The organism is Mycobacterium sp. NGS54 (genome assembly GCF_059812465.1).
Window position 1 is genome coordinate 270,328 of record NZ_JCALCS010000008.1, and the last position, 20,882, is coordinate 291,209.

Annotated in this window: 17 protein-coding genes; 6 read left to right on the forward strand and 11 right to left on the reverse strand. The window is 67.2% G+C overall.

Going from position 1 to position 20,882, the window contains the following annotated elements:
- Window positions 1–22: 22 nt before the first annotated feature.
- The gene (locus tag AC5Y5E_RS25955; protein ID WP_499906405.1) at window positions 23–1,021 is read right to left on the reverse strand and encodes a GGDEF domain-containing protein; all 999 of its coding nucleotides are present in this window, start codon (window positions 1,019–1,021) and stop codon (window positions 23–25) included.
- A gap of 344 nt (window positions 1,022–1,365) precedes the next feature.
- Between AC5Y5E_RS25955 and AC5Y5E_RS25960 the strand changes: the two genes are divergently transcribed.
- The gene (locus AC5Y5E_RS25960; protein ID WP_499906407.1) at window positions 1,366–2,835 is read left to right on the forward strand and encodes an FAD-dependent monooxygenase; all 1,470 of its coding nucleotides are present in this window, start codon (window positions 1,366–1,368) and stop codon (window positions 2,833–2,835) included.
- Between the two features lie 3 nt (window positions 2,836–2,838).
- Here the strand turns inward: AC5Y5E_RS25960 and AC5Y5E_RS25965 are convergent, their stop codons facing one another.
- The gene (locus AC5Y5E_RS25965) at window positions 2,839–3,024 is read right to left on the reverse strand and encodes a hypothetical protein (RefSeq protein ID WP_499906129.1); all 186 of its coding nucleotides are present in this window, start codon (window positions 3,022–3,024) and stop codon (window positions 2,839–2,841) included.
- Window positions 3,025–3,107: 83 nt separating this feature from the next.
- Here AC5Y5E_RS25965 and zwf point away from each other — a divergent pair, with 83 nt between their 5' ends.
- A complete protein-coding gene (gene zwf / locus AC5Y5E_RS25970; protein WP_499906130.1) occupies window positions 3,108–4,607 on the forward strand; it encodes a glucose-6-phosphate dehydrogenase in 1,500 nt (499 codons plus the stop codon).
- On the opposite strand, the gene AC5Y5E_RS25975 is transcribed toward zwf, so the two are convergent.
- Window positions 4,604–5,839 carry an esterase/lipase family protein gene (locus AC5Y5E_RS25975; protein ID WP_499906132.1) on the reverse strand — a complete coding sequence of 412 codons (1,236 nt, stop codon included), beginning with the start codon at window positions 5,837–5,839 and terminating at the stop codon, window positions 4,604–4,606. The two genes, zwf and AC5Y5E_RS25975, sit on opposite strands and share 4 nt — an antisense overlap.
- 78 nt (window positions 5,840–5,917) lie before the next feature.
- Here AC5Y5E_RS25975 and AC5Y5E_RS25980 point away from each other — a divergent pair, with 78 nt between their 5' ends.
- Window positions 5,918–6,796, forward strand: a complete 879-nt coding sequence (locus AC5Y5E_RS25980; protein WP_499906133.1) for an HpcH/HpaI aldolase/citrate lyase family protein — start codon at window positions 5,918–5,920, stop codon at window positions 6,794–6,796.
- 86 nt (window positions 6,797–6,882) lie between these two features.
- Window positions 6,883–7,308, forward strand: coding sequence for a hypothetical protein (locus AC5Y5E_RS25985; RefSeq protein ID WP_499906134.1), 426 nt, complete (start codon window positions 6,883–6,885; stop codon window positions 7,306–7,308).
- A 4-nt stretch (window positions 7,309–7,312) separates the two neighbouring features.
- Here the strand turns inward: AC5Y5E_RS25985 and AC5Y5E_RS25990 are convergent, their stop codons facing one another.
- Window positions 7,313–7,903 carry a cyclic nucleotide-binding domain-containing protein gene (locus tag AC5Y5E_RS25990; RefSeq protein ID WP_499906136.1) on the reverse strand — a complete coding sequence of 197 codons (591 nt, stop codon included), beginning with the start codon at window positions 7,901–7,903 and terminating at the stop codon, window positions 7,313–7,315.
- A gap of 180 nt (window positions 7,904–8,083) precedes the next feature.
- On the opposite strand from AC5Y5E_RS25990, the gene AC5Y5E_RS25995 reads away from it, so the two are divergent.
- Complete coding sequence (locus tag AC5Y5E_RS25995) at window positions 8,084–9,319, forward strand: osmoprotectant NAGGN system M42 family peptidase (protein WP_499906137.1); 1,236 nt, start codon at window positions 8,084–8,086, stop codon at window positions 9,317–9,319.
- 137 nt (window positions 9,320–9,456) lie between these two features.
- Here AC5Y5E_RS25995 and AC5Y5E_RS26000 read toward each other — a convergent pair whose 3' ends face one another.
- Complete coding sequence (locus tag AC5Y5E_RS26000) at window positions 9,457–10,662, reverse strand: FAD-dependent oxidoreductase (protein WP_499906139.1); 1,206 nt, start codon at window positions 10,660–10,662, stop codon at window positions 9,457–9,459.
- Between the two features lie 280 nt (window positions 10,663–10,942).
- Here AC5Y5E_RS26000 and AC5Y5E_RS26005 point away from each other — a divergent pair, with 280 nt between their 5' ends.
- Window positions 10,943–12,304 (forward strand): FAD-dependent oxidoreductase, encoded by a 1,362-nt coding sequence (locus AC5Y5E_RS26005; RefSeq protein ID WP_499906141.1) that lies wholly within the window; start codon window positions 10,943–10,945, stop codon window positions 12,302–12,304.
- On the opposite strand, the gene AC5Y5E_RS26010 is transcribed toward AC5Y5E_RS26005, so the two are convergent.
- From AC5Y5E_RS26010 to AC5Y5E_RS26035, 6 genes are all read right to left on the reverse strand, one after another.
- A complete protein-coding gene (locus AC5Y5E_RS26010; protein ID WP_499906143.1) occupies window positions 12,246–12,560 on the reverse strand; it encodes a hypothetical protein in 315 nt (104 codons plus the stop codon). The genes AC5Y5E_RS26005 and AC5Y5E_RS26010 overlap by 59 nt on opposite strands.
- A gap of 43 nt (window positions 12,561–12,603) precedes the next feature.
- On the reverse strand, window positions 12,604–15,366 hold the full coding sequence (locus tag AC5Y5E_RS26015) for a helix-turn-helix transcriptional regulator (protein ID WP_499906144.1): 2,763 nt from the start codon (window positions 15,364–15,366) through the stop codon (window positions 12,604–12,606).
- A 117-nt stretch (window positions 15,367–15,483) separates the two neighbouring features.
- On the reverse strand, window positions 15,484–16,572 hold the full coding sequence (locus tag AC5Y5E_RS26020) for a GGDEF domain-containing protein (protein ID WP_499906146.1): 1,089 nt from the start codon (window positions 16,570–16,572) through the stop codon (window positions 15,484–15,486).
- Between the two features lie 247 nt (window positions 16,573–16,819).
- Window positions 16,820–17,302 (reverse strand): SRPBCC family protein, encoded by a 483-nt coding sequence (locus tag AC5Y5E_RS26025; RefSeq protein ID WP_499906148.1) that lies wholly within the window; start codon window positions 17,300–17,302, stop codon window positions 16,820–16,822.
- Window positions 17,299–17,997 (reverse strand): DUF899 domain-containing protein, encoded by a 699-nt coding sequence (locus AC5Y5E_RS26030; protein WP_499906150.1) that lies wholly within the window; start codon window positions 17,995–17,997, stop codon window positions 17,299–17,301. The genes AC5Y5E_RS26025 and AC5Y5E_RS26030 overlap by 4 nt, the downstream gene beginning before the upstream one ends.
- A gap of 97 nt (window positions 17,998–18,094) precedes the next feature.
- On the reverse strand, window positions 18,095–20,857 hold the full coding sequence (locus AC5Y5E_RS26035; RefSeq protein ID WP_499906152.1) for an AAA family ATPase: 2,763 nt from the start codon (window positions 20,855–20,857) through the stop codon (window positions 18,095–18,097).
- Window positions 20,858–20,882 lie beyond the last annotated feature (25 nt).

Consider the following 20,882-nt stretch of genomic DNA (forward strand, 5'->3'; position numbering starts at 1 on the left):
CAGCTTGGCGCATAGACAATTTCTACAGCGCGTGGCGCAGATCGGGATCCCGGCGCTGCGGAGTCCTGTTCTGCTTGGCGGCGTACAGATTCGCGTCGGCGACCGCCCACAGCACGGCGACGTTGGCGCTCGCCCCGCCGGCCGATGCGGTCCCGACGCTCGTGCCCGGGGTCTGGAGCCGCACCGCGGCGACGAACCGCTCGGCCGCGCTCGGGGCCGGACCCGCGCGCTCGGCGATGCACGCGGCGAACTCGTCGCCGCCGAGCCGGGCCAGGACGGCGTAGCGGGGAGCCACTTTTTGCCATGCGGTCGCACGGCTGATCAGGTGCTGGTCGCCCGCGACGTGACCGTCGGTGTCGTTGATGCGTTTGAAGTTGTCGATGTCCAGCGCGACCACGGTGATGACGGTGGACGTCGAACGCGATCGCGCCAGCAGGTCGGCGGTCGCGATTTCCCAGCCAGCGCGATTGAGTAGACCCGTGAGGGGATCCGTGCACGCCGCCGCGACCAGTGTTCGCGTCACCAACCCGAACGACTCGGCGGCCCCGACGATCGCGATCACGAAGATGAGGTAGTCGAGGTAGAAGTTGGCCGTGTGCGAGAACGCGAGGCCGGCAACGCACGCCAGGGCGAGCACGCCGACCAGGACCATGCCGCGGCGTGGAGAGTAGAACGCGCGCAGGTACATCGCCAGGAACATCGGCGCGATCAGGCAGGCGAATTCGGCGGTGATCGCGATGTGGAAAGCCATCACGATCGGCGTCGCCGCGATGGCCGCGGCCGTCGCCGGCCCGGTTTTGTCGGGCCGGACCGCCAGCCAGGCCAGCGCCGCGATACCGAGGACGATCGCCACCATGCCCCCGACCGGATTGCCCCGCGGGCGGTCGGGGTGAAGCACAATCACAGTCGTGAACACCACGCCGTAGGCGTACAGGAATGTCGTGGTGCCCAAGTAGATCCGCAGCAAACGGACCTGGTGTTTGCCGTAAAAACCGCTTCCGGAGTCGGCGCGCAGTCGCAGTTTGTATCGGCGGGTGTGGCCGAGGGGGCCTGCACGGCGTAGACCCATCCCGTCACTCTCTGGTCAGATGCGCTGATGCGGACGCGCTGCCAAGTATTTCACCGCCATTTTGGGAGCGTGCAACCGCCATTCGTCTGAACCGTAGTTCAGATCTCAGAAGGCGGTTGGTGGTTTATCGAAAACCCACATCGGATGTAAAAGAAGGGGACGGCTTTTAATCCGTCCCACTTCAACATATTACGCACCCGGGGGCTTGCGGCAAGACCGGGGTCATGCCGCAAAATCGCTGGTCGAAGCGAAAGCGGAATGAAATCTGGGGGTTACAGGGGATGAGTGTGTTGCCGTTGGCCGAGCATGCGGTAGCGATCGCCGGGGGAGGCCCGACCGGGCTGATGCTGGCGGGCGAGTTGGCTTTGGCGGGCGTCGACGTTGCCATTGTCGAGCGGCGCGCCGGCCGGGAGCTGATCGGGGCGCGGGCGGGCGGATTGCATTCGCGCACGATCGAGGTCCTCGATCAGCGCGGGATCGCCGACCGTTTCCTTGTCGAAGGCCAGGTGGCGCAGGTAGCCGGGTTCGCGCAGATTCGGTTAGACATCAGCGACTTTCCCACCCGACACCCGTACGGGCTCGCGCTGTGGCAGATCCACATCGAGCGCATCCTGGCCGGCTGGGTCGACGAGCTGAAGGTGCCGATCTATCGCGGGCGTGAGGTGACCAGCGTCGCGCAGGACGACGCCGGCGTCGACGTCGTGCTGTCCGACGGCCAGTTTCTGCGCGCGGAATACGTCGTCGGGTGCGACGGGGGACGCAGTTCGGTGCGAAAATCGGCCGGCATCGACTTCCCGGGGTGGGACCCGACGATGAGCTACCTACTCGCCGAGGTCGACATGGACTTCGACGCCGGGGAAGCGCCGCGCTGGGGCATCCGCCACGACGCCCTCGGTGTCCATTCGCTCAGCCTGGTGGCGGACGGGGGCCCGATGCGGGTCATGGTGACCGAGCGGCAGGTCACGCCCGCCGGCGAACCCACCCTGCGCGACCTGAGCGAGGCGCTCGTCGCGGTCTACGGGACGGACTACGGGATCCGCAGTCCCGCATGGATTTCCAGGTTCACCGACGCCGCGCGGCAGGCGGCGACCTATCGCGACGGGCGGGTCCTGCTGGCGGGCGACGCCGCGCACGTGCACCACCCGATCGGCGGGCAGGGCCTCAACACCGGTATGCAGGACGCGGTGAACCTGGGCTGGAAGCTGGCCCAGGTGGCCAAGGGAACGGCCCCGGAAAGCCTGCTGGACACCTACCACACCGAACGCCACCCGGTCGGGGCGCGCGTGCTGCGCAACGCCATGGCCCAAATGGCGCTGCTTCGCCCCGACGACCGGACGAAGGCCTTGCGGGAGGTCATGTCCGATCTCCTCGGCATGGCCGAGCCCCGGCGACGATTCGGCGCGATGATGTCGGGGCTCGACATCCACTACGGCCTCGGCGAGGGGCACCCGCTGCTCGGCCGTCGGATGCCCGATCTCGACCTGGTCACCGCCGACGGCCCGGTGCGGACCTTCGCCCTGCTGCACGATGCGCGGGCCGTGCTGCTCAACCTCGCCGAGCCCGGCGCCTTGGACGTACCTGGGTGGTCGGACCGAGTCAAGTCGATCGACGCGAAAAGCGTTGGCGCATGGGAGCTTCCGGCGCTTGGCACCGTCACCGCCCCGGACGCGGTGCTGATTCGGCCCGACGGATACGTCGCCTGGGTGGGGGAACGACCCCTCGCCGACGCGCTCACCATGTGGTTCGGCCCGCCCGCGGCGGGCTAGGGATCAGTCTGGCGGCTCGTCCTGCGGGCCACCATCGGCAGCGTCTCGTTCGCGGTCGCTGGGCTTGCCCGGGACGCCCTCGGCCTCCCGCTCGTTGGCCACCTTCTCGTCGAGTTCGTCGACGATGTTCTCCAGCTCCTCGGCGTGGCTCAGCTGGTCTCGGTCGGGTCCGGTCATATCGCTTTCCATACCCCGCCGCGCGATCGGTAACCGCGCAGATCGATCTCAACGTGGGGCTGCAATGAGGGCGCGGCGATGGAAGGATCGCAAGAGTGGCCGACAAGAAACCGCAAACGATCTCTTATCCGGCGCCGGAGAAACGCCCGCGCCGCCACGACACAGAACGCCTCGATCCCCACGTCATCGTCCTGTTCGGCGCGACCGGGGATCTCGCCAAGCGCAAGCTGATCCCGGGCCTGGCCTACTTGGACCAGTCCGAGCTTGCCCCCGATATCCAAATCGTCGCGACGTCGCTGGAAGACTTCAGCGACGACGAATTCCGCGAGCTCGCCAAGAACGCGATCGAGGCGTTCGGCACGCACAAGCTCAACTCCGAGCAGTGGGACAACTTCGCGAAGATCATCCGCTACGTCCCGCAGAGCGCCGGGCCCGAAGCCCTCGCCGAAGCGGTCGCCGAGGCCGAAAACAACCTGGGGCCGAACGTGCGCCGACTGCACTACCTGTCGGTCCCGCCCAAAGCGGCGCGCAGTGTCATCACGATGCTGAGTGACGCCAAGCTCGTCGAGCGCTCCCGCGTGGTCATGGAGAAGCCGTTCGGAACCGACTTGGCCAGCGCCGTCGCCCTGAACGACTTCGTGCACGAAACGTTCGAGGAATCACAGATTTTCCGCATCGACCACTTCCTGGGCAAAGAGGCCGCCCAGAACATCCTGGCGTTCCGCTTCGCCAACGGCCTGTTCGAGCCGATCTGGAACCGCAACTTCATCGATCACATCCAGATCGACATCCCCGAGGCGCTTGGGCTGGATCAGCGGGCCAACTTTTACGAGGAAACCGGCGCCTACAAGGACATGGTGGTGACCCACCTGTTCCAGGTGATGGCCTTCGTGGTGATGGAGCCGCCGACGGCGCTCGAGCCGTTCGCCATCAGCGAGGAAAAGAACAAGGTGTTCCGGTCGATGCTGCCCGTCAAGCCTTCCAATGTGGTGCGCGGCCAGTACAACGGCTACCGCAACGAGAACGGGGTGGCGAGCGATTCCGACACCGAGACCTTCATCGCGCTCAAGGTGGGCATCGACAACTGGCGCTGGGCCGGCGTGCCGATCTACCTGCGCACCGGCAAGAAGATGGCCGAGGGCATCCGTATCATCTCGATCGCGTTCAAAGAGGCTCCGCGAACGATGTTTCCGCCCGGATCGGGGGTGGGGACACAGGGCCCCGACCACCTCACGTTCGACCTCGCCGACAACTCCAAGGTTTCACTGTCCTTCTACGGCAAGCGGCCCGGCCCGGGAATGAAGCTGGACAAGTTGTCCATGCAGTTTTCCTCGCAGGAGATCGACACCGTCGCCGACGTGCTCGAGGCCTACGAACGGCTGATCCTCGACGCGATGCGCGGCGATCACACGCTGTTCACCACCGCCGAGGGCATCGAATCTCTTTGGGAGCGTTCGGAGGAACTGCTCACCGAACCGCCCCCGGCCAAGATGTATCAGCCCGGAACGTGGGGCCCCAACGCCATCCACCAGTTGATCGCCCCCAACGCCTGGCGGTTGCCGTTCGAGCGGGAGTGGCGCGAATCCAAGGGCTAACCCGGGGAGTCCGGCCGCGGCTGAGCGAGCCAGTCGTGCAACTTCGCGTAGATGTCGGTGTGGTTGAGCAGATCGAAGTGGTGCAGGCCGGTGAGCGTGAGCCCGTGATCCGGGTCGAACGGAATCTGCCGGGACTTGCCCGCGCCGGACGCGCTGTGCGGGCGCACCAGGCGGTCGCCGAGCACGGCGCCCAACGCGCCCGGGCCCGCGCTGGTTGCCACGAAGTGGTAGGTGGCGTGGGAGAGGAAGGGCACTTCGTTGCACCGGTCACGCAGGAACTCGTCGGGGTCGCATTCGCGCCAGTCCTCGTCGAGCAGCGCGCCGTAGCGCAGGTCCTTGGTGCCCGAGCTGCGGGCGTTGAGAAACGAAGACAGGGCCCGGGTTTCGGGCAGCCGGGCCAACGCCCAGGACGCGGCGTTGACGCCCTTCTCCAGGTCGGCGCCCAGGTGTGGCGAGCCCAGGCAGACGACGTGGCCGACGGCGTCGGGCCAGCCGTGCTCATGCTGGGTGCCGTAGTGGCAGGCGCTGCGGATCACCAGGCCGCCCATCGAATGACCGATCAGCGCGATCTCCTCGACCGGGACCGGCCACAGCCCCCGCAGCCGATCCAGCAGGAAAGCGAGCGATTTCCCATTGTCGGAGATGTGCAGCCCGGTGTTGTACCGCAGGTAGACCGGGGTGAATCCCAGGTCGTCGCGCAGCCGCGCGCCGTAGGACTTCGCCTCCTCGCCGTCGCGCGGGCGGCGCCACCACGACATCTCGGTCATGCACCAGCCGTGCACGAACACCGCGATCCGGCCGGTTGCCCGGGGGAACGCCGCGCCGAGATCCGGGCCGGTCATCGCGACCGGCCTGCCGCGGTGGCGCACCCGCATGGTCAGCGCGAAGCCGTTTCCGCGGTCGGTCAGCTCGTCGCCGTAGATGCCGTTGAGCGCGGCGATGACGCCGGCGACCCTGGGGTTGGCTTCGACCGTCTCGTCCTCGTCGCTGCCGCGCGTCTCGGCGGCCAGCTCACCGGCGCCGCGCAAGGCGGCCCGAAGCGCGCGGTCGACGGCGTGATACGTCGCCGCGGCGGCCGTGTTGTGGACGACCTCCACGGGTTTCGACACCGGCCCGACGGCGCCGAAGACGCGCCGCGCGATGCCACTGTGCGTGTCGCGCACGAGCGTGGTGAGCACGCGGGTGCCCTCACCCGCGAGGTCCGCGAGTGACCGGATTTCGTGACGCTGCATGAGCTGCTCCTCCCTTTTCCCACCCCGGGGATTTCCCACTCTGGGCGGGGCTTATCCCAAAGGCCCTACTGTCGTGACATGCCACCGACGCTGCGCCCGCGCCGATCCGCCCTCTACCTGCCCGGCAACAACGCCAGAGCCCTGGAGAAGGGGAAGACGCTGCCGGCCGACGTCCTCATTTTCGACCTCGAGGACGCCGTGGGCCCCGATGCCAAGGCCGACTCGCGGGCGCGGGTGTGCGAAGCCATCTCGTCCGGGACCTACGGACCGCGCGAGATCGTGGCGCGCATCAACGGCTTGGGCACCGACTGGCACGAGGACGATTTGGCGGCGGTGGCCGGTTCGCCCGCCGACGGCGTGCTGGTGCCGAAGGTCGAGACCGGCGAAGAGGTCCGGGCGCTGACGGGGGCGCTGGACGAGCTCGGCGCGGCCGACTCGTTGCGGCTGTGGGTGATGATCGAAACGCCCCGGGCCATCCTGCGGGCGGAGGAGATCGCCTCGGCCAGCGACCGCTTGGCCGCAATGGTGGTGGGCACCAACGATCTGGTGAACGATCTGCACGGATTGCACCTGCCCGGTCGCGGGCCGGTGTTGACGGCGTTGTCGCTGGCCGTGTTGGGGGCGCGGGCCGCCGGAAAGGTCGTCCTGGACGGCGTCTTCAACGACATCACCGACGAGGCCGGCTTCCGCGCCGAGGCCCGGCAAGGCCGGGAGATGGGTTTCGACGGCAAGACCCTCATTCACCCGTCCCAGATCGGGCCGGCGAATGACGTGTTCGGCCCGTCGGACAGCGAGCTGGCCGACGCCCGCAAGATCGTCTCGGCCTATGAACAGGCCCAGGCCGCTGGGAACAGCGTCATAACGGTCGACGGCCGGATGATCGAGAGCCTGCACGTGCGCGACGCCCAGCGGATCCTCGCCCTTGGCGATCTGATCGCGAAAATGGAATCGGCATAACCCGATCCAGCTTTTGAGACGGCGCCGAAACGGAATTGCCGGTAAGGTGCCTGCAGCAAATACATCGTCGGGCAAAGGAGTGTCTGGTGCGGGTTAAACCAACGGCGCTCGCAGGAATAGTCGCCATCGCCGTCATCACGGCGGGCTGCTCGGACGGTAATTCTTCGTCGGCTTCGGCGTCGAGTGAGACGTCGAAGCCGGGCTCGCCGACGGCGGCGCCGTCGCAACCGACGACGCCCGCCACCTCCTCGGCGCCCGCCGCGCCGCTCGACCAATCGACCTGCCTGGACATCTCGTTCGCCAAGGACAATTTGATGGTGGCGGCGAAACCGGAAAGCGCGCGCAAAGCCGCCGACACGCTCGAGAAGTACAGCCCGCCGGATCCGGTGAAGGCGGCGATCGAGCACTTCGTCACCACCGTCGGCGCGCAACCCAGCGACCCCGACCTGAACGCCAACAGGGACCTGGTCACCGGTTGGATCAAGCAGATCTGCCCGAATGTGAATCCGTAGGCGGCTACCTTGTGCCGTTTCGCTGGATCCACTGGGTGAGAGCGTCCTCGAGCGCGGCCGAGACACGCACACCCGCGCCCTCCGCGGCCTGCTCGAACCGCTCGACCAACTCCGTCGGGACCAAAGCGTCCACCCTGCGGTGCGTGGGCTTCGGCTTCGGTGTCTGCTCGGGGACGGCGACGGGCGCGTGTCGCGCCACCGTCGCGTCCATGGTTTCGCGCAGTGCTGGAATCTCGTCGAGCAAACGGGCCAGGTCGTCGCGCTCGATGCGCAGGACCTCGGACGGCCCGGTCGTCGTGACCGTCGCGGAGCGCAGCTTCCCACGGCGGAGCGCAGATTCGCCGATCACTTCGCCCGGCCCTACCAGGGCAACGCGGTCCTGGCCGACGTAGACGCCGGCCTCACCGGTGAGCAGGATGTAGCAGGCGTCCGAAGGGGTCTGCTCATGAATGAGCGGCAACGGCGCGGACGTGGAGGTGTGATGTGCCGCCGAGACAATGCGCTGCAAATCACTATCCGAGAGTTTGTCGAATGTGGCGAATTCGCGGAGCCGGCGGATGTCTTTTTCCTCGTGTCCCTGCGCGTCCTCTTTCATGGCGGGCTCCTCATATGTATGTGACCCGGACATCGAGGAGCCTAACTCGATTTTGCAGCAACGACGGAAATAAATTTCCCCTGTTGCGCCACCCCGGCTGACGTCGCGGCTGCACCCTTCCGTCCCCGCGCGAACCGGTAGGTTGAACCCTGATTCCGAACGAACCGGGAAGGAGAAACCGTGCGCCAAACCGCGGCCATGGCGGAGGCCGACCGCGCGTGGATGATCGACACGCTGCTCGCACTGCTGCAGACCCCGAGTCCGGCGGGGCGCACGGATGCGGTCATGCAGCTCATCGGCGACATCTTCGACGACTTCGGGGTGCCGTTCACCCTGACGCGCCGCGGTGCGCTGACCGCCGAACTGCCGGGGGAGTCCGCGACCATCGACCGGGCGCTGGCGGTTCACGCGGACACCATCGGCTGCATGGTGCGCGACCTCAAGGACAACGGCCGCCTCGAGCTGATTCCGGTCGGCACCTTCTCGGCGCGATTCGCCACGGGCGCCCGCGTGCGGATTTTCAGCGACGACCCCGACGAGTTCATCACGGGAACGGTCTTGCCGCTCAAGGCAAGTGGGCACAGGTTCGGCGACGAGATCGACACCCAACCCACCGACTGGGAGAGCGTCGAGGTCCGCGTCGACCGCAAGGTGTCCTCGCGGGAAGACCTCGTCAAGCTGGGCGTGAACGTCGGCGACTTTGTCGCATTGATCGCCAGCCCCGAGCTCACCGCCGACGGCTTCATTGTTTCCCGTCACCTCGACGGCAAGGCCGGCGTCGCGATCGCGCTCGCACTGGCCAAGCACTTTTCGGAGAACAAGGTTGTGCTGCCGCACCGCACCACGATCATGGTCACCATCACCGAGGAGGTCGGCCACGGGGCCAGCCACGGCCTGCCCGCTGACGTCGCGGAGCTGATCTCGGTCGACAACGCTGTGTGCGCGCCCGGCCAGCACTCCATCGAGGATGGCGTGACGATTCCGATGGCCGACATGCACGGCCCGTTCGACTACCACCTGACCCGCAAGCTGTGCCGGCTCGCCGCGGAGCAAAAGATTCCCTTCGTACGGGACGTGTTTCGCTACTACCGCTCGGACGCCGCCGCCGCGATCGAAGCGGGCGCGGGCACCAGGGCCGCCCTGGTCGGCTTCGGGCTCGACGGCAGTCACGGTTGGGAGCGCACCCACATCGACTCGCTGGAGGCGGCCTACAACCTGCTGCACTGCTGGCTGCGGACCCCGCTGACCTTCGCCAAGTGGGACGCCAAGCCGTCGGGTCCGCTGCGGGACTTCCCGTCCTCCAAGCAGCCCGCGCCGACCGAGCAGTGGGTGCCGCTGGCCCGTGGCGAGCACGCCGAACCCGGCGATGCCTCGCCCGGCGCGCACTGGCCGCCCTCGGAGGGGCCCCAGGCCTGAGGCGCGCGTCGCGGCAACTCGTCGAGGTCCGCGACGGCGCGACCACTCACTGGCGCGAGTATTGGGACACCAGCCACGTCGCTCGGCAACTCGGCATAGACCTGGCGCACATGTTCGAACCGCTCGCGCGCTGACCCCTAGGACGCGTGTACGTCGGGCGTGCGTACGTGCTCCGGGCGGAAGCCGCGTCCGACGATGATCGGCGGGATGAACTGCAGGGGACCGCGACCGATGAAGCTGGGAATCTTGATCGGGGAAAGGTCGCCGGTCAAATTGGGTTCGACAGCTCGGTTCTGGATGAAGACCTGGCCGCCCTGGATGATTCGAGTGGGCAGCTCGCGGCGGCGCTGAACCTTGGCGAGATCCGCATCGGTCAATCGGTTTTCGCGAAGTGGGGCGCACAGAATATTCGCCGCGGCGACCGCATCGGCGACCGCGAGGTTGATGCCGACCCCTCCCGCCGGAGACATCGCGTGCGCCGCATCGCCGATGCACAAAAGCCCTGTGCGCCACCATTTCTCGAGCCGGTCAACCCGCACGTCGAGATGGCTGGTGTCGTCCCAGGAGTGCAGGTCGTTGACGTGTTCGCGCAGCTGCGGTAGCGCGGCGACCAGGCGTTCCTTGAACGCCTCCAGCGAACCGTCGCGCGGATCGGTTCCCTTGGGCATGAGATGGGCGACCTGCCAGTAGTCGCCGCGGTAGATCATGGCCATGAGCAGACCCCTACGGGCGACCCCGAAGAGCTCTTGCGGATCGCCGGGACGCCATTTCAGCCGGAACCACAACACGTCCATCGGGGAGTGCGCGGCGGCGAGGTTCAGGCCGGCGGCCTCCCGCACGGCGGACTTGCGTCCGTCCGCGCCGACCACCAGCTCGGCATGCACCTCCAGTTCCGGTGTGCGTACCCCGGTGACCCGGTCGCCGTCGAAGATGAGCTCCTTGACCTCGGCGTTGCGGATCAAGGTGAATTCCGGGTACGCGCTTGCCTTTTCGGCCAGGAAGTCGAGGAAGTCCCATTGCGGCATCAGCGCGATGTAGGGCTGGTTGAAACCCAGCCGTTTGAGCGCGCTGAAGTTACCGAAGGTGCGAAGTGTCCCGTCGGCGTCGAAGGCAACGCGGGTGATCTTGGTGTGGGGCAGGCGTAAGAACTCGTCGACGAACCCCAGCTCGTCCATGATCCGCAGGGTGGTCGGGTGCACGGTGTCGCCGCGGAAGTCGCGCAAGAAATCGTTGTGTTTTTCCAGCACGACGACCTGGACGCCGGCGCGGGCCAGCAGAAGGGCGTGGACGAGTCCGGCGGGACCGCCGCCGGCTACACAGACCTGGGTTCGCAGAGCGGTCATGCGCCGACCTTACCCGGGGACGCGGGCGGGTCGAGCGCGCAGCTTATCTAAGAAAGACGCGCCGCCCGGAGAAGCCGGATATCACCCTTGGGCCAAGGGGCGATCAATTGCGAGATGCCACGAATCACTATGTGGACAAATGTATTCGGCGTTTTCGGGCGCCGAGGGTACGCCGGCACTCCCGGCTTGACCTAAACGTAATCTAAGAATGTCCTTACAATTCCCTTAATCTTCGGGTAGCGTCGGTGGCAGTGGGTCGTCGAGCGATTGGGGGAGCGATGTGAACGGATTCGATGTCGTGGTGGTGGGTGCGCGCTGCGCCGGCTCGCCCCTGGCGACGATGCTCGCGCGCCGGGGATTGAGCGTCTGCCTGGTGGACCGTGCCCAATTTCCGTCGGAGACGCCGTCGACTCACATAGTCCAGTCCAGCGGCGTGCAGGTGCTGGAGCAGCTCGGCGTGCTGGACGGCGTCTTGGCGGCCGGCGCCGTGCCGCTCGACCGCATGACGATGGTGATCGATGACGCCGTGCGGATCGAGGCGACGGTCGACCCCGCGCTCAAGACTCCCCGCGGCCTGTGCGTCCGGCGGGTGACGCTGGATACGTTGCTGGTCGAGGCGGCGGCTGCGGCGGGCGCCGATGTCCGCACGGGCCTGCGCGTCACCAATCTCGTGACCGAAGACGGGCGCGTTACCGGTGTGGACACGGCCGCCGGCCCAATCCACGGGCAGCTGGTCGTCGGCGCCGACGGCCGCCACTCGACGATCGCCGCGCTGGCCGGGGCCCGCGAATACCACGTTGCCGAGCCCGGAAAGATGTTTGCCTGGGCATATTTCGAGCAGGTACGCGATCGGGAAGGGCACGCGCGGCTTGGGCGCCGCGGAGACCTGGCGTTCCTCGCCGGGCCCACCGACGGTGATCTCTACATGGCCGCGATCGGTATCGATATGGCGAAACAAGCCGAGTTTCATGCGAATCGTGACGCCAACTTCGCCGCCGGTCTGCGGACCTGGCCGGAACTCGCCGACGTAATCGGAGACGGGCGACGCGTCGGCCCGATCCGGGTAGTGACGAAGTGGCATGGGTATTTCCGGGAGACCGCCGGCCCCGGATGGGTCCTCGTCGGCGACGCGGGCCACTTCAAGGATCCATCGCCGGGGCAGGGCATCGGCGACGCGTTCCGCCAGGCCCGGCGGCTGGCCGATTCCATCGAGGCCGGGCTCGGCGACACGGCACCCGACGAGGCCATGCAGCGGTGGTGGCAGTGGCGCGACGATGACGCCTATGAAATGCATTGGCTCGCCCACGATTTTGGTACGCCGGGCGCTTCGACTCCGTTCAATACGCGCTTGATGAAGGATGTCGCCGCCGATCCCAAAGCCACACAGACGCTTCTTCGCGTCCTTAATCATGAGGTCCGCCCGTCACAGCTTTTCACGACGCGCCTTGTCGCCCGGGCCGCCGCTGGTGCACTGCGGGATAGGCCTGACCGGCTGATCGCAACGGTCAAGGAGATCGTCAACGCCGGGAGGCGGAACGCGCGCCGATCCCGGCAGGGCAGGATCGCCCGTGGGACTCGGAACTCTATATCTCGCTCGGTGAGCGAAAATCCTGCCCCTGCCACCAACCGACGGCGGCGCTGATCCGTTCCGGGGGAGCGTCGGCGTCGGCGCAGGTTTCGGCGACAACTTCGGCCGACGCGGCGGCAAACACGCCGAACGCGTAGTCGTCCGAGGGGACGGCCACGGCCATGAGCAATCGGACCTGTCCGCCGCGGGCCGAAATTGCCGCGGCGCGGTCGTTCAGGCGTTGAGCGGTTTCGCCGATCCAGTGCGCGGGCGCGCGCGGCCCATACCACTCGACAAGAAACGAGTGTGTTCCCGCGTCGATGCTCGCCACCCCGGCCACGCTATAGATGCGGGCGGCCGCTTACATCAGGGGTTTACCTACTCATATCGGATTCTGATTTACCAACTTGGAGGGCTTGGTAGAGCTCCGCGCGAGAGCGAATGCCGAGTTTGCGGTAGATGCGGCTGAGGTTGACCTCAACCGTTTTGGTGCTGATGAACAATGCGGCGGCGATGTCGCGGTTGATCATGCCCGAGGCAGCCAGCTCGGCGACGCGTTCTTCGCTCGCGGTCAGCCCCTGCTCGCGCCGCCTGCCTTGAACGCAGCGCGCCAATTCCGCTTCGGCGCGCGCGGCCCATGCCGCGGTGCCGAGGCGCTCAAAAGTCCGCAGGGCGTCGCTCACGGTCGCGGCACCGGCCTCGCGACGACGATGGCGACGTTGCAACTGACCCAGGAACAGCTGCGTGCGGGCGCGCTCGAACGGCATTGCCAGGCGTTGGTGCTCGCCCATAGCCCGCTCGACGGTTGTCAGCGCGGCGGCAACATCACCGCGTGCCGCCTGCAACATCGCACGACAACGCATCCCTACGGCCAGCGTCCACGCGCGATCAAGCCGGCGGCCGTTGCGCTCCAGGGCTTCAACCAATGGTTCGGCTTCGTCGATGCGGTTCAGTGCGATCATCGCCTCGACCGCCTCGGGAACGAACGACGACGAGATGATCTCACTTGTCTCCGGGAAGCTCCGCACCATCGGCAGCAATGGCTCGAGAGCGCCGAGTGCCGCTTGATAGTCACCGCGGGAGACCTCGACAAACCCGGCCAGCGTCGGAGGCCACTCGGCCAAACGCGTTGAGCCGCAGCGCTGGCCCGCCGCGATTGCCTCGCCCAGATCGCGATGGGCATCGTCGAGTCGGCCGACGTAGGCGGCGACCGCAGCGCGCAGCGTCAGCGCAATAAACAGCGGTAAGTCCCCGCCGAGTTGTGCCGCTCGTTCCATCGTCGCGTCGGCGGTACTGGCCGCGCTATCCAGTCTTCCGAGCCAGATGTCAAATAAAACAAGGTGAAAGGCGACGAAGATCAGCTCAGCTTCCTCGCCGAGGGCGAGACATTGCTGACCTAGCTCCGCAAGGTCCTCACGCGCCTGCTCGAGTTCCCCCGTCCATGCGCGCAAAAGTGTCATCTGCACGTGCGGCCGGAACGGGAAAGGAATGCGGGAGCTGGGCTCTGCCATCTCGACAGCGCGATCCAGGGCAGAGCGGTCGAAGCCCTGGCCGGCCATGAAGTCCATCACCGCCCGCATCGAGAGGGCCGGGCTCAGCAACGCACTGGCGCCGAGCCGCTCGACGTCGGCCACGGCCTGCTGAACACACGCATATGCGTGCTCGGGTCGCCCGGCGTTGAGGAGGGCGAACGACAAGCTGATCGAAATACCCACCCGTAAGCTGGCGTCACCGCCGCTGTCGCGTAACGCGGCCTCGAGTACCTCGGCCGCCTCGGGGAAGCTGTCGTCGTAGAGGCGCACCAAGCCCAGCTGATGCAAGGCCTCGGCACGGATCGGGCCAGCCGGCAGCGCGGCTAAGACCGCGTCGAGGATTTGCCGCGCGCGACCGGGGTCGCCCGCGTCGAAATAGTGGGTCGCACAACGGATCTGGCGTCGCGGGTCGTCGAACCCGAGACCGAGGGCAAGTTCGAGCAGTTCGGCGGCGGCCGCAGGTGCCCCCCTGTCGCGCGCGATGACGGCGGCCGCGTCGAGCGCGGCTACCGTCTCGGCCTCTCCGGACGTGTCGGCAAGGGCCAGATGGCGGGCGCGTAACTCGGGCTCGTCGACGAGTTCGGCCAGACGCCCATGCATTTCGCGGCGGCGCTGCGGCGGCGCCGCGCTGTAGACGCCGTGCGCCAGGATCGGATGGGTGAAGCGAAGCTGGTGTCCCTCGATGGCCACCACCGCCTGCACCTCGGCCTCTCCGAGCGACGCCACCACCTGATCGGGCGTCGAGCCGGTCGCGCGGGCCACCACCGGCACCGTCGGATGGGGCAGGCTGGCCATGGCGAGCAGCGCGTCTGGGGCGCCGGCCCGACCAATCCTCGACTCGACCAGGTCGTTGAGGCTGCCCGGCATGCTCAACTCGGAGGTGCGGCCGTGGGAGCCGAGTTCCCGGGCCAGTTCCAATGCGAAAAAGGGATTCCCGCTCGCGATCTCGTGGATACGCAGCAACGTAGGGCGAGCGATCGAGCGGCCCAGCCGCAGCGACAGGACCTGATGCAGCTCACCAACAGACAAGGGCCGCAGTCGGATTCGGTGCACCCCGTCCGGACTGGGCAGCTGCAGGCGCGAAGCGGCCTCGTCGGTCCGGGTCGTGCACAGTAAGGCCGCGCCGGCTGGAAGCCGCCGCGCGGCATAGGCCACCACATTCGCGCTGGAGGTATCCGCCCATTGCAGATCGTCGATCGCGATCACCACCGGACCTTCGGTAGCAAGCCGCCCAATAACCGTCACGAGGGCCGCCGCAACCGCCCGGGGATCGATGGTATGGGCCTCCATGCGGTGCCGCAGCAGCGCGCCGTCCAAGGCTTGCTGTTGCGGTTGCGGCAAGTCTGCCCAGATCGAGTCGTCGACATCGCCGAGAAGATCGGCCAACACGGTGTAGGCCAGCACCGATTCCGCGGCGGCCGCGCGACAGCTCAAGATCCGGAAGCGACTCACACGGGCTCGGTCTACCGTGTCCATCCAAAGCGTGGTCTTGCCGATCCCGGGATCGCCTTCAATGACAAGGGCACACGGCTGACGCGGCACGCGGTCGAGAAATTCGGCAACGACTCGTTCTTCAGCTCGCCGACCGACGACCTGCTCTGCCATATCGAATCCCCATGCCCGGGCGCGCCCCTCGTCGCAGGCACGATTGCGCCTTAGACAGGCTAAGACAGCGCGCGCCGTTTGGCGCAGCATCTAGATCGCGCTGCGGGGGACGCTGCGTCAGGACATCGTCGCCGGGGCGGGGGCGCGGTGGTGGCGGGCTTGGTTTCCGCCGCATCTCTTGGCTTCGTACATGGCGGTGTCGGCATCGGCGACCAGCTGGCGCAATGCCTGTTCCACGTCGTCGCAACCCACGCTGCGCAACGCCAGGGTGGCGGTGCCCACGCTGGCCGTTACCGACGCGGGAATCGCCGCAACCGCGTTGCAGAACTTGTGGCCCCATCCCTGCGGCCGTTGTGTCGTGACGATGTCCGCGATCAGGAATTCCTCCCCGCCGACGCGGCCGACGACCGCGCTGTCATGGCACACGGCGGTCAACGCCCGGGCCGCCGCGACGAGCGCCTCGTCGCCCGCGGCGTGCCCTCTGCTGTCGTTGACCGCCTTGAAGTGGTCGAGGTCGACCATGGCCACGGCCAGGAACATATGGTCGTGGCCGGCCAGCATCCGGCCGATGATGGCTCGGTCGCAGGCGCGCCGATTCAGCAGGCCGGTAAGCGGGTCGCGGTCGGCGCGCAACAGGTCGACGCCCAACGCCCGGATGACGATATGGATGGCGAAGGGGACGACCACGTTGAGTTCGAGCACGAGAAAGTAGCCGGTGAAGGCCAGCGTCGCCTCGCCGGCAGCGACCAGACGGGCCACCTCGACGGCGCCCGCCGCGCCGGCCAGCAAGAAATTCACGCCCATATATCGGGCGGTGTGGAAAAACGCGAGGTAGCCGCCCGACACGGCCAAGGCCGAGCAGGCCATTAGGGCGACGATCGGTTGGGTTTGCGTCAGGCAACCGATCACGATGCTCGCGCTGCCCGTCATCGCGAAAAAGATCGATTGGCGGCGCGTGGGCCAGCGGGTCAACCACAGCATCGCCATGACTAGCCCGATCACTCCGGCCACCACCGAGGCGGCGAGCGTAAGGCCCGGGAAAAACGGCTTAGTTCCCCACAGAATGTTTGCCGGCCACAATGCCAGCGAGGCCGAAACGCCGGCCAGGATGCGGCGGGTGGGGGTGCTTAACCCGTGCGCCTGCAGATAGCCGGTCAGCCAGTCGAAGTGGTCAGGCCGTCGCCACCACGCCGCCACCCAATTCATTGCGCGCCTTCCCGACTGCCGCATTCACCGACCCAACGTCGCTGAAGCCTGGCTTGGAGTTCTACCAAGGTAAACCGGATGGCACGAATTAAGAAGCCAATTCGGAAGGCCGGTTATCGAGCAAAACGCGCGCCTAAAACACGTGGTCTAGGCGAAAACGGCGGAATTCGATCTCCTCGTCTTTATTTGGTAGCAGCACAGGAAAATAGGTTTGTTCCCGTCGGTTTGGCGTACCACAGGGCTGCGCTCATTCGTCAGCCGCGACGGCCCGCTCCAGCGTCGCCAGCGAGGCGGCGAGGTAGTCCTCGCCGAAGATGGGTAGCTCGCCGACCTGTTCGCGGAATTCCTGCGACGTACCGCTCCAGTCGTAGGTGAGGGTGACGTCGGTGCCATCGCCGTTCGGGGCGAGGTCGTAACGCCAGAACCAGCCACCGGGATTGTGTTTGCCCGCGTCGTCGAGCTGGCCCGGCATCCACCCGATCGCGCGGTCCTTGTCGAACAAATTCACGAGGTTGTGGACCACGTAGTGACCGCCGGCCTGGGCGAGGAACATGTTCATCGCGAACATCTGCCCTTCGGCCGTGATCGGCCCGGCGTCCACCGCGTCGCGGACCCAGTCGGTGGGCTCGGTGGTGCAGTGGCGGGCGGGGTCGGCGAGGACGGCGAAAATCTCTTCGGGCCTCGCGGCGATGGTGCGGGTGGCAACGTGGCGTTCGGCGGTCGTGGTCATCCGTTGTCCTTACTTCCGTAGGCCCGGGCGATATCGGGGGAGTCGAGCCACCCCGAGTATGTCGGGCGGGACGGCCAGCCTTGGGGCGAATCGAGCCATTCCTCCTGACGGCCCCATGGCAGGATGTCGATCAGGCCGAACGAGTGGCTGAGCTGCTCGGTGCCCCGCCCGTTCGTATGCCAGGTGCGGTAGACGGTGGCGCCGTCACGCAGGAACACGTTGACCCCGAAGCCCCCGCCGGGCGGCGCGTCCATGTCGGCGCCGAACGAGCTCGCCGACGATGAATACCACTCCATCCGGTTACCGACCTTGCGCTTGTAGGCAAGCGCCTCGTCGATCGGTCCGTTGGTGACGATGACGAAGCGGGCGTCGTAGTTGTCGAGGAACTCGAGCCGGGTGAACTGCGACGTGAAGCCCGTGCATCCGCCGCACTGCCACTCCTCGCCGTCGGACCACATGTGGTGGTAGACGATGAGCTGCGACCGGCCACCGAACACATCCGCCAGCCGGACGGGTCCGTCGGCCCCGATCAGGGTGTAGTCCGGCAATTCGACCATGGGTAGCCGGCGCCGTTGGGCGGCGATCGCATCCAGCTCCCGGGTGGCGGCCTTCTCGCGCTTGCGCAGGTCGTCGAGCGCGGCGCGCCAGGTCTGCTGATCGACGATTGGCGGTAAAGGCGTATTGGTGGTGGGCATGGCATCCAACCTCTTCCTTGGGCGCTGTCGATTACTCCTATCTCATAGGTATGACTGGTGGCACGCCCGGAACTCATCGCGACGATCGGGGACTTATTCACCCATCGCGGATTTCCGATTTCCACGCTTGCAGCGCTTGGTACAGCTCCGCGCGGGATTTGATGTCGAGTTTGCGGTAGACGCGGCTGAGGTTGACCTCCACCGTCTTCGGACTGACGAACAGCGCGGCGGCGATGTCGCGGTTGATCATCCCGGACGCGGCGAGCTCTGCGACGCGCTCTTCGGTCGCGGTCAAACCCTGCCCACGCCGCCTGACCTGGACCCCGCGCGCCAATTCGGCCTCGGCGCGGCCGGCCCATGCCGGGCTGCCGAGTCGCTGGAAGGTCTCCAGCACCTCCTGCAGGGTCGCGGCGGCGGCGTCGCGACGTCGTTGCCGTCGTTGCAGCTGACCGAGCAATAGCTCGGTGCGGGCGCGCTCGAACGGCATCGGCAGGCGTTTGTGCTCGGCCATGGCGCGCTCGGCGGTCGACGTGGCCGCCCTCAGATCGCCGCGCCCGGCCTGCAACATGGCCCGTCCGCGGGCGCCGGTGGCGAGCATCCAGGGGCGATCGAGCCGCCGGCCGTTGCGCTCAAGGGCTTCGACCAACGGCTCGGCGTCGTCAAAGCGGCCCAGACCGATCAACGCCTCGATGGCATCGGGAAGAAAGGGCGCGACATAGATCTCGGTGCCCTCCGGCGCCTCGTGGAACGTATCCAGCAGCGGCTCAAGAGTTTTCAATGCGGCCTCGTAGTCTCCAACGGAGACATCAAGAAAGCCCAAGACGGTGATCGGCCACACCGTCACCAAGCCGGGGGAGTCGCACCGCGCGCCCACCGCGAGCGCCTCGGCGGCGTCGCCCCTGGCCTCATCCTCCGCTCCGATGTAGGCCGCGGTCGCGGCCCGCAGCATGAGGGCCACCGCGAGCGGTAAATCCCGGCCCAGCTGCAACGCGCGCTCCATGGCGTCATCGGCGATCAGAGTTGCTTCGGCGAAGTCGCCGCGCCAAATTTCACAGAGACCGCTGTGAAACGCAAACAGCAGCAAGTCGCTTTCCTCGCCGCGCTCGATGTGATCTCGCCGGATGGCCTGAAATTCCGCTCGCGCCTGGTCGAGGCGGCCGGTTGCGGCCAGCAGTATCGCGCTGTGCATCTTCGGGCGCAGCTGCGCGGAGACCGGGGCTCGGGAATCCTCCAACTCGAGTGCGCGTTGCAGGCGTGACTCGTCGAGGTCGCCGCCGAGCAGGAAACGCACCATTACCTGCATGCCCAGCGCCTGGCTGAGAAGGTCCGGGTCCCCATGCGCCTGGGCACTGGCGACGGCATCCTCGACGCTGCGAGCGGCGCGATCTCGTTGGCCGATGTTGAGCAGCGCGAAGGACAGCGGGACCAGGATCATCGTGCGCAACGCGAGGTCGTTCCCGACGTCGCCGAGCGCGCGGTCGAGCAGCTCGGCGGCTTCGCGCGAGCTGCCGTCGAGCAAGGTCCATTGCCCAAGCAGCCGCAACGCCGCCGCGCGCAGCCTTCCGGGCGCGGGCCGTTCGACGGTCTGCTCGAGCACCGCCCTGGCACGCTCGGCATCTCCGGCGTTGAAGTGGTATGCGGCCGACTGGATTCGGCGCTCCGGGGAATCCCCGCCGAGCCCGATCGCCAGCTCCAGTAGCTCGGCTGCGGCCGCCGGGGCGCCCCGGCTGCGCGCCAATTCCGCCGCGGCGTCCAGGGCTTCTATCGTTTCGGGTTCGCCAGTCGCGTCCGACAGGGCGAGGTGGCGTGCGCGCAACTCGGGCTCGTCGACGAGTTCGGCCAGGCGCCGGTGCATTTCGCGGCGGCGGCCGGGCGACGCGGCGCTGTAGACGCCGTGCGCCAGGATCGGATGGGTGAAGCGGAGCTGGTTGCCGTCGACGACTACCACCGCTTGGACCTCGGCCTCACCGAGCGACGCCACCACCTGATCCGGCGTCGCGTCGGTGGCGCGCGCCACCAGCGGCACCGTCGGATCGGGCAGGCTGGCCATCGCAAGCAGAACGTCCTCGGCACCAACCCGGCCGATCCGTGAACGGACCACCTCGTTGAGGCTGCTCGGCAAGCTCAATCCGGCAGTGCGGGCCTGAGCGCGGACTTCCCGAGCGAGTTCCAACGCGAAAAATGGATTACCACTGGCCATTTCGTGAATCCGCAACAACGTGGGGCGGGTGACCGAGCGACCCAGCCGAAGAAGCACGACCTGGTGCAATTCGCCAACCGTCAACGGCCGCAGCCGGATTCGACGCACACCGTCGGGGTTGGGCAGCTGCAGCCTTGCCGCCGCCTCCTGGGTGCGTGTCGTGCACAATATGGCCGCCCCGGCCGGAAGCCGTCGTGCGGCATACGACACCACGCTCGCGCTGGACGTGTCGACCCACTGCAGGTCGTCGATCGCGATCACCACCGAATTTTCGGCGGCGAGTCGGCCGATGATGGTCACAAACGCCGCTGCCACCGCCCCGGGATCGATGTTGTGGGCCTCAACCCGGCAACGCAACAGCGCGCCGTCCAGGGCCTCCTGCTGGGGAATCGGCAGGTCCGCCCAAACCGAGTCGTCCACGTCGCTCAGCAAGTCCGCCAGGACCGTGTAGGCCAGCACCGACTCGGCGGACGCGGCGCGACAGCTCAGCGTCCGTAGGCCACGGCTACGAGCCCGGTCCAGCGCGTCCAACCACAGGGTCGTCTTGCCGATACCCGGCTCGCCCTCGATGACGAGCGCGCATGGCTCATGCGGCAGACGATCGAGAAAGTCGACTAGGGCCTGTTCCTCAGCTCGCCTTCCGACGACCTGCTCTGCCATATCGGATCCCCACGCCCAAGCCGTC

What these genes read in the sequence shown, in the direction of transcription:
- AC5Y5E_RS26035 (WP_499906152.1), bottom strand. Translation starts at nt 20,857, where the DNA reads ATGGCAGAGCAGGTCGTCGGAAGGCGAGCTGAGGAACAGGCCCTAGTC.
- AC5Y5E_RS25990 (WP_499906136.1), bottom strand. Translation starts at nt 7,903, where the DNA reads ATGAAAGAGGACGCGCAGGGACACGAGGAAAAAGACATCCGCCGGCTC.
- AC5Y5E_RS26025 (WP_499906148.1), bottom strand. Translation starts at nt 17,302, where the DNA reads ATGACCACGACCGCCGAACGCCACGTTGCCACCCGCACCATCGCCGCG.
- AC5Y5E_RS26000 (WP_499906139.1), bottom strand. Translation starts at nt 10,662, where the DNA reads ATGACCGCTCTGCGAACCCAGGTCTGTGTAGCCGGCGGCGGTCCCGCC.
- AC5Y5E_RS25975 (WP_499906132.1), bottom strand. Translation starts at nt 5,839, where the DNA reads ATGCAGCGTCACGAAATCCGGTCACTCGCGGACCTCGCGGGTGAGGGC.
- AC5Y5E_RS25980 (WP_499906133.1), top strand. Translation starts at nt 5,918, where the DNA reads ATGCCACCGACGCTGCGCCCGCGCCGATCCGCCCTCTACCTGCCCGGC.
- AC5Y5E_RS26015 (WP_499906144.1), bottom strand. Translation starts at nt 15,366, where the DNA reads ATGGCAGAGCAGGTCGTCGGTCGGCGAGCTGAAGAACGAGTCGTTGCC.
- AC5Y5E_RS26030 (WP_499906150.1), bottom strand. Translation starts at nt 17,997, where the DNA reads ATGCCCACCACCAATACGCCTTTACCGCCAATCGTCGATCAGCAGACC.
- AC5Y5E_RS26020 (WP_499906146.1), bottom strand. Translation starts at nt 16,572, where the DNA reads ATGAATTGGGTGGCGGCGTGGTGGCGACGGCCTGACCACTTCGACTGG.
- AC5Y5E_RS25965 (WP_499906129.1), bottom strand. Translation starts at nt 3,024, where the DNA reads ATGGAAAGCGATATGACCGGACCCGACCGAGACCAGCTGAGCCACGCC.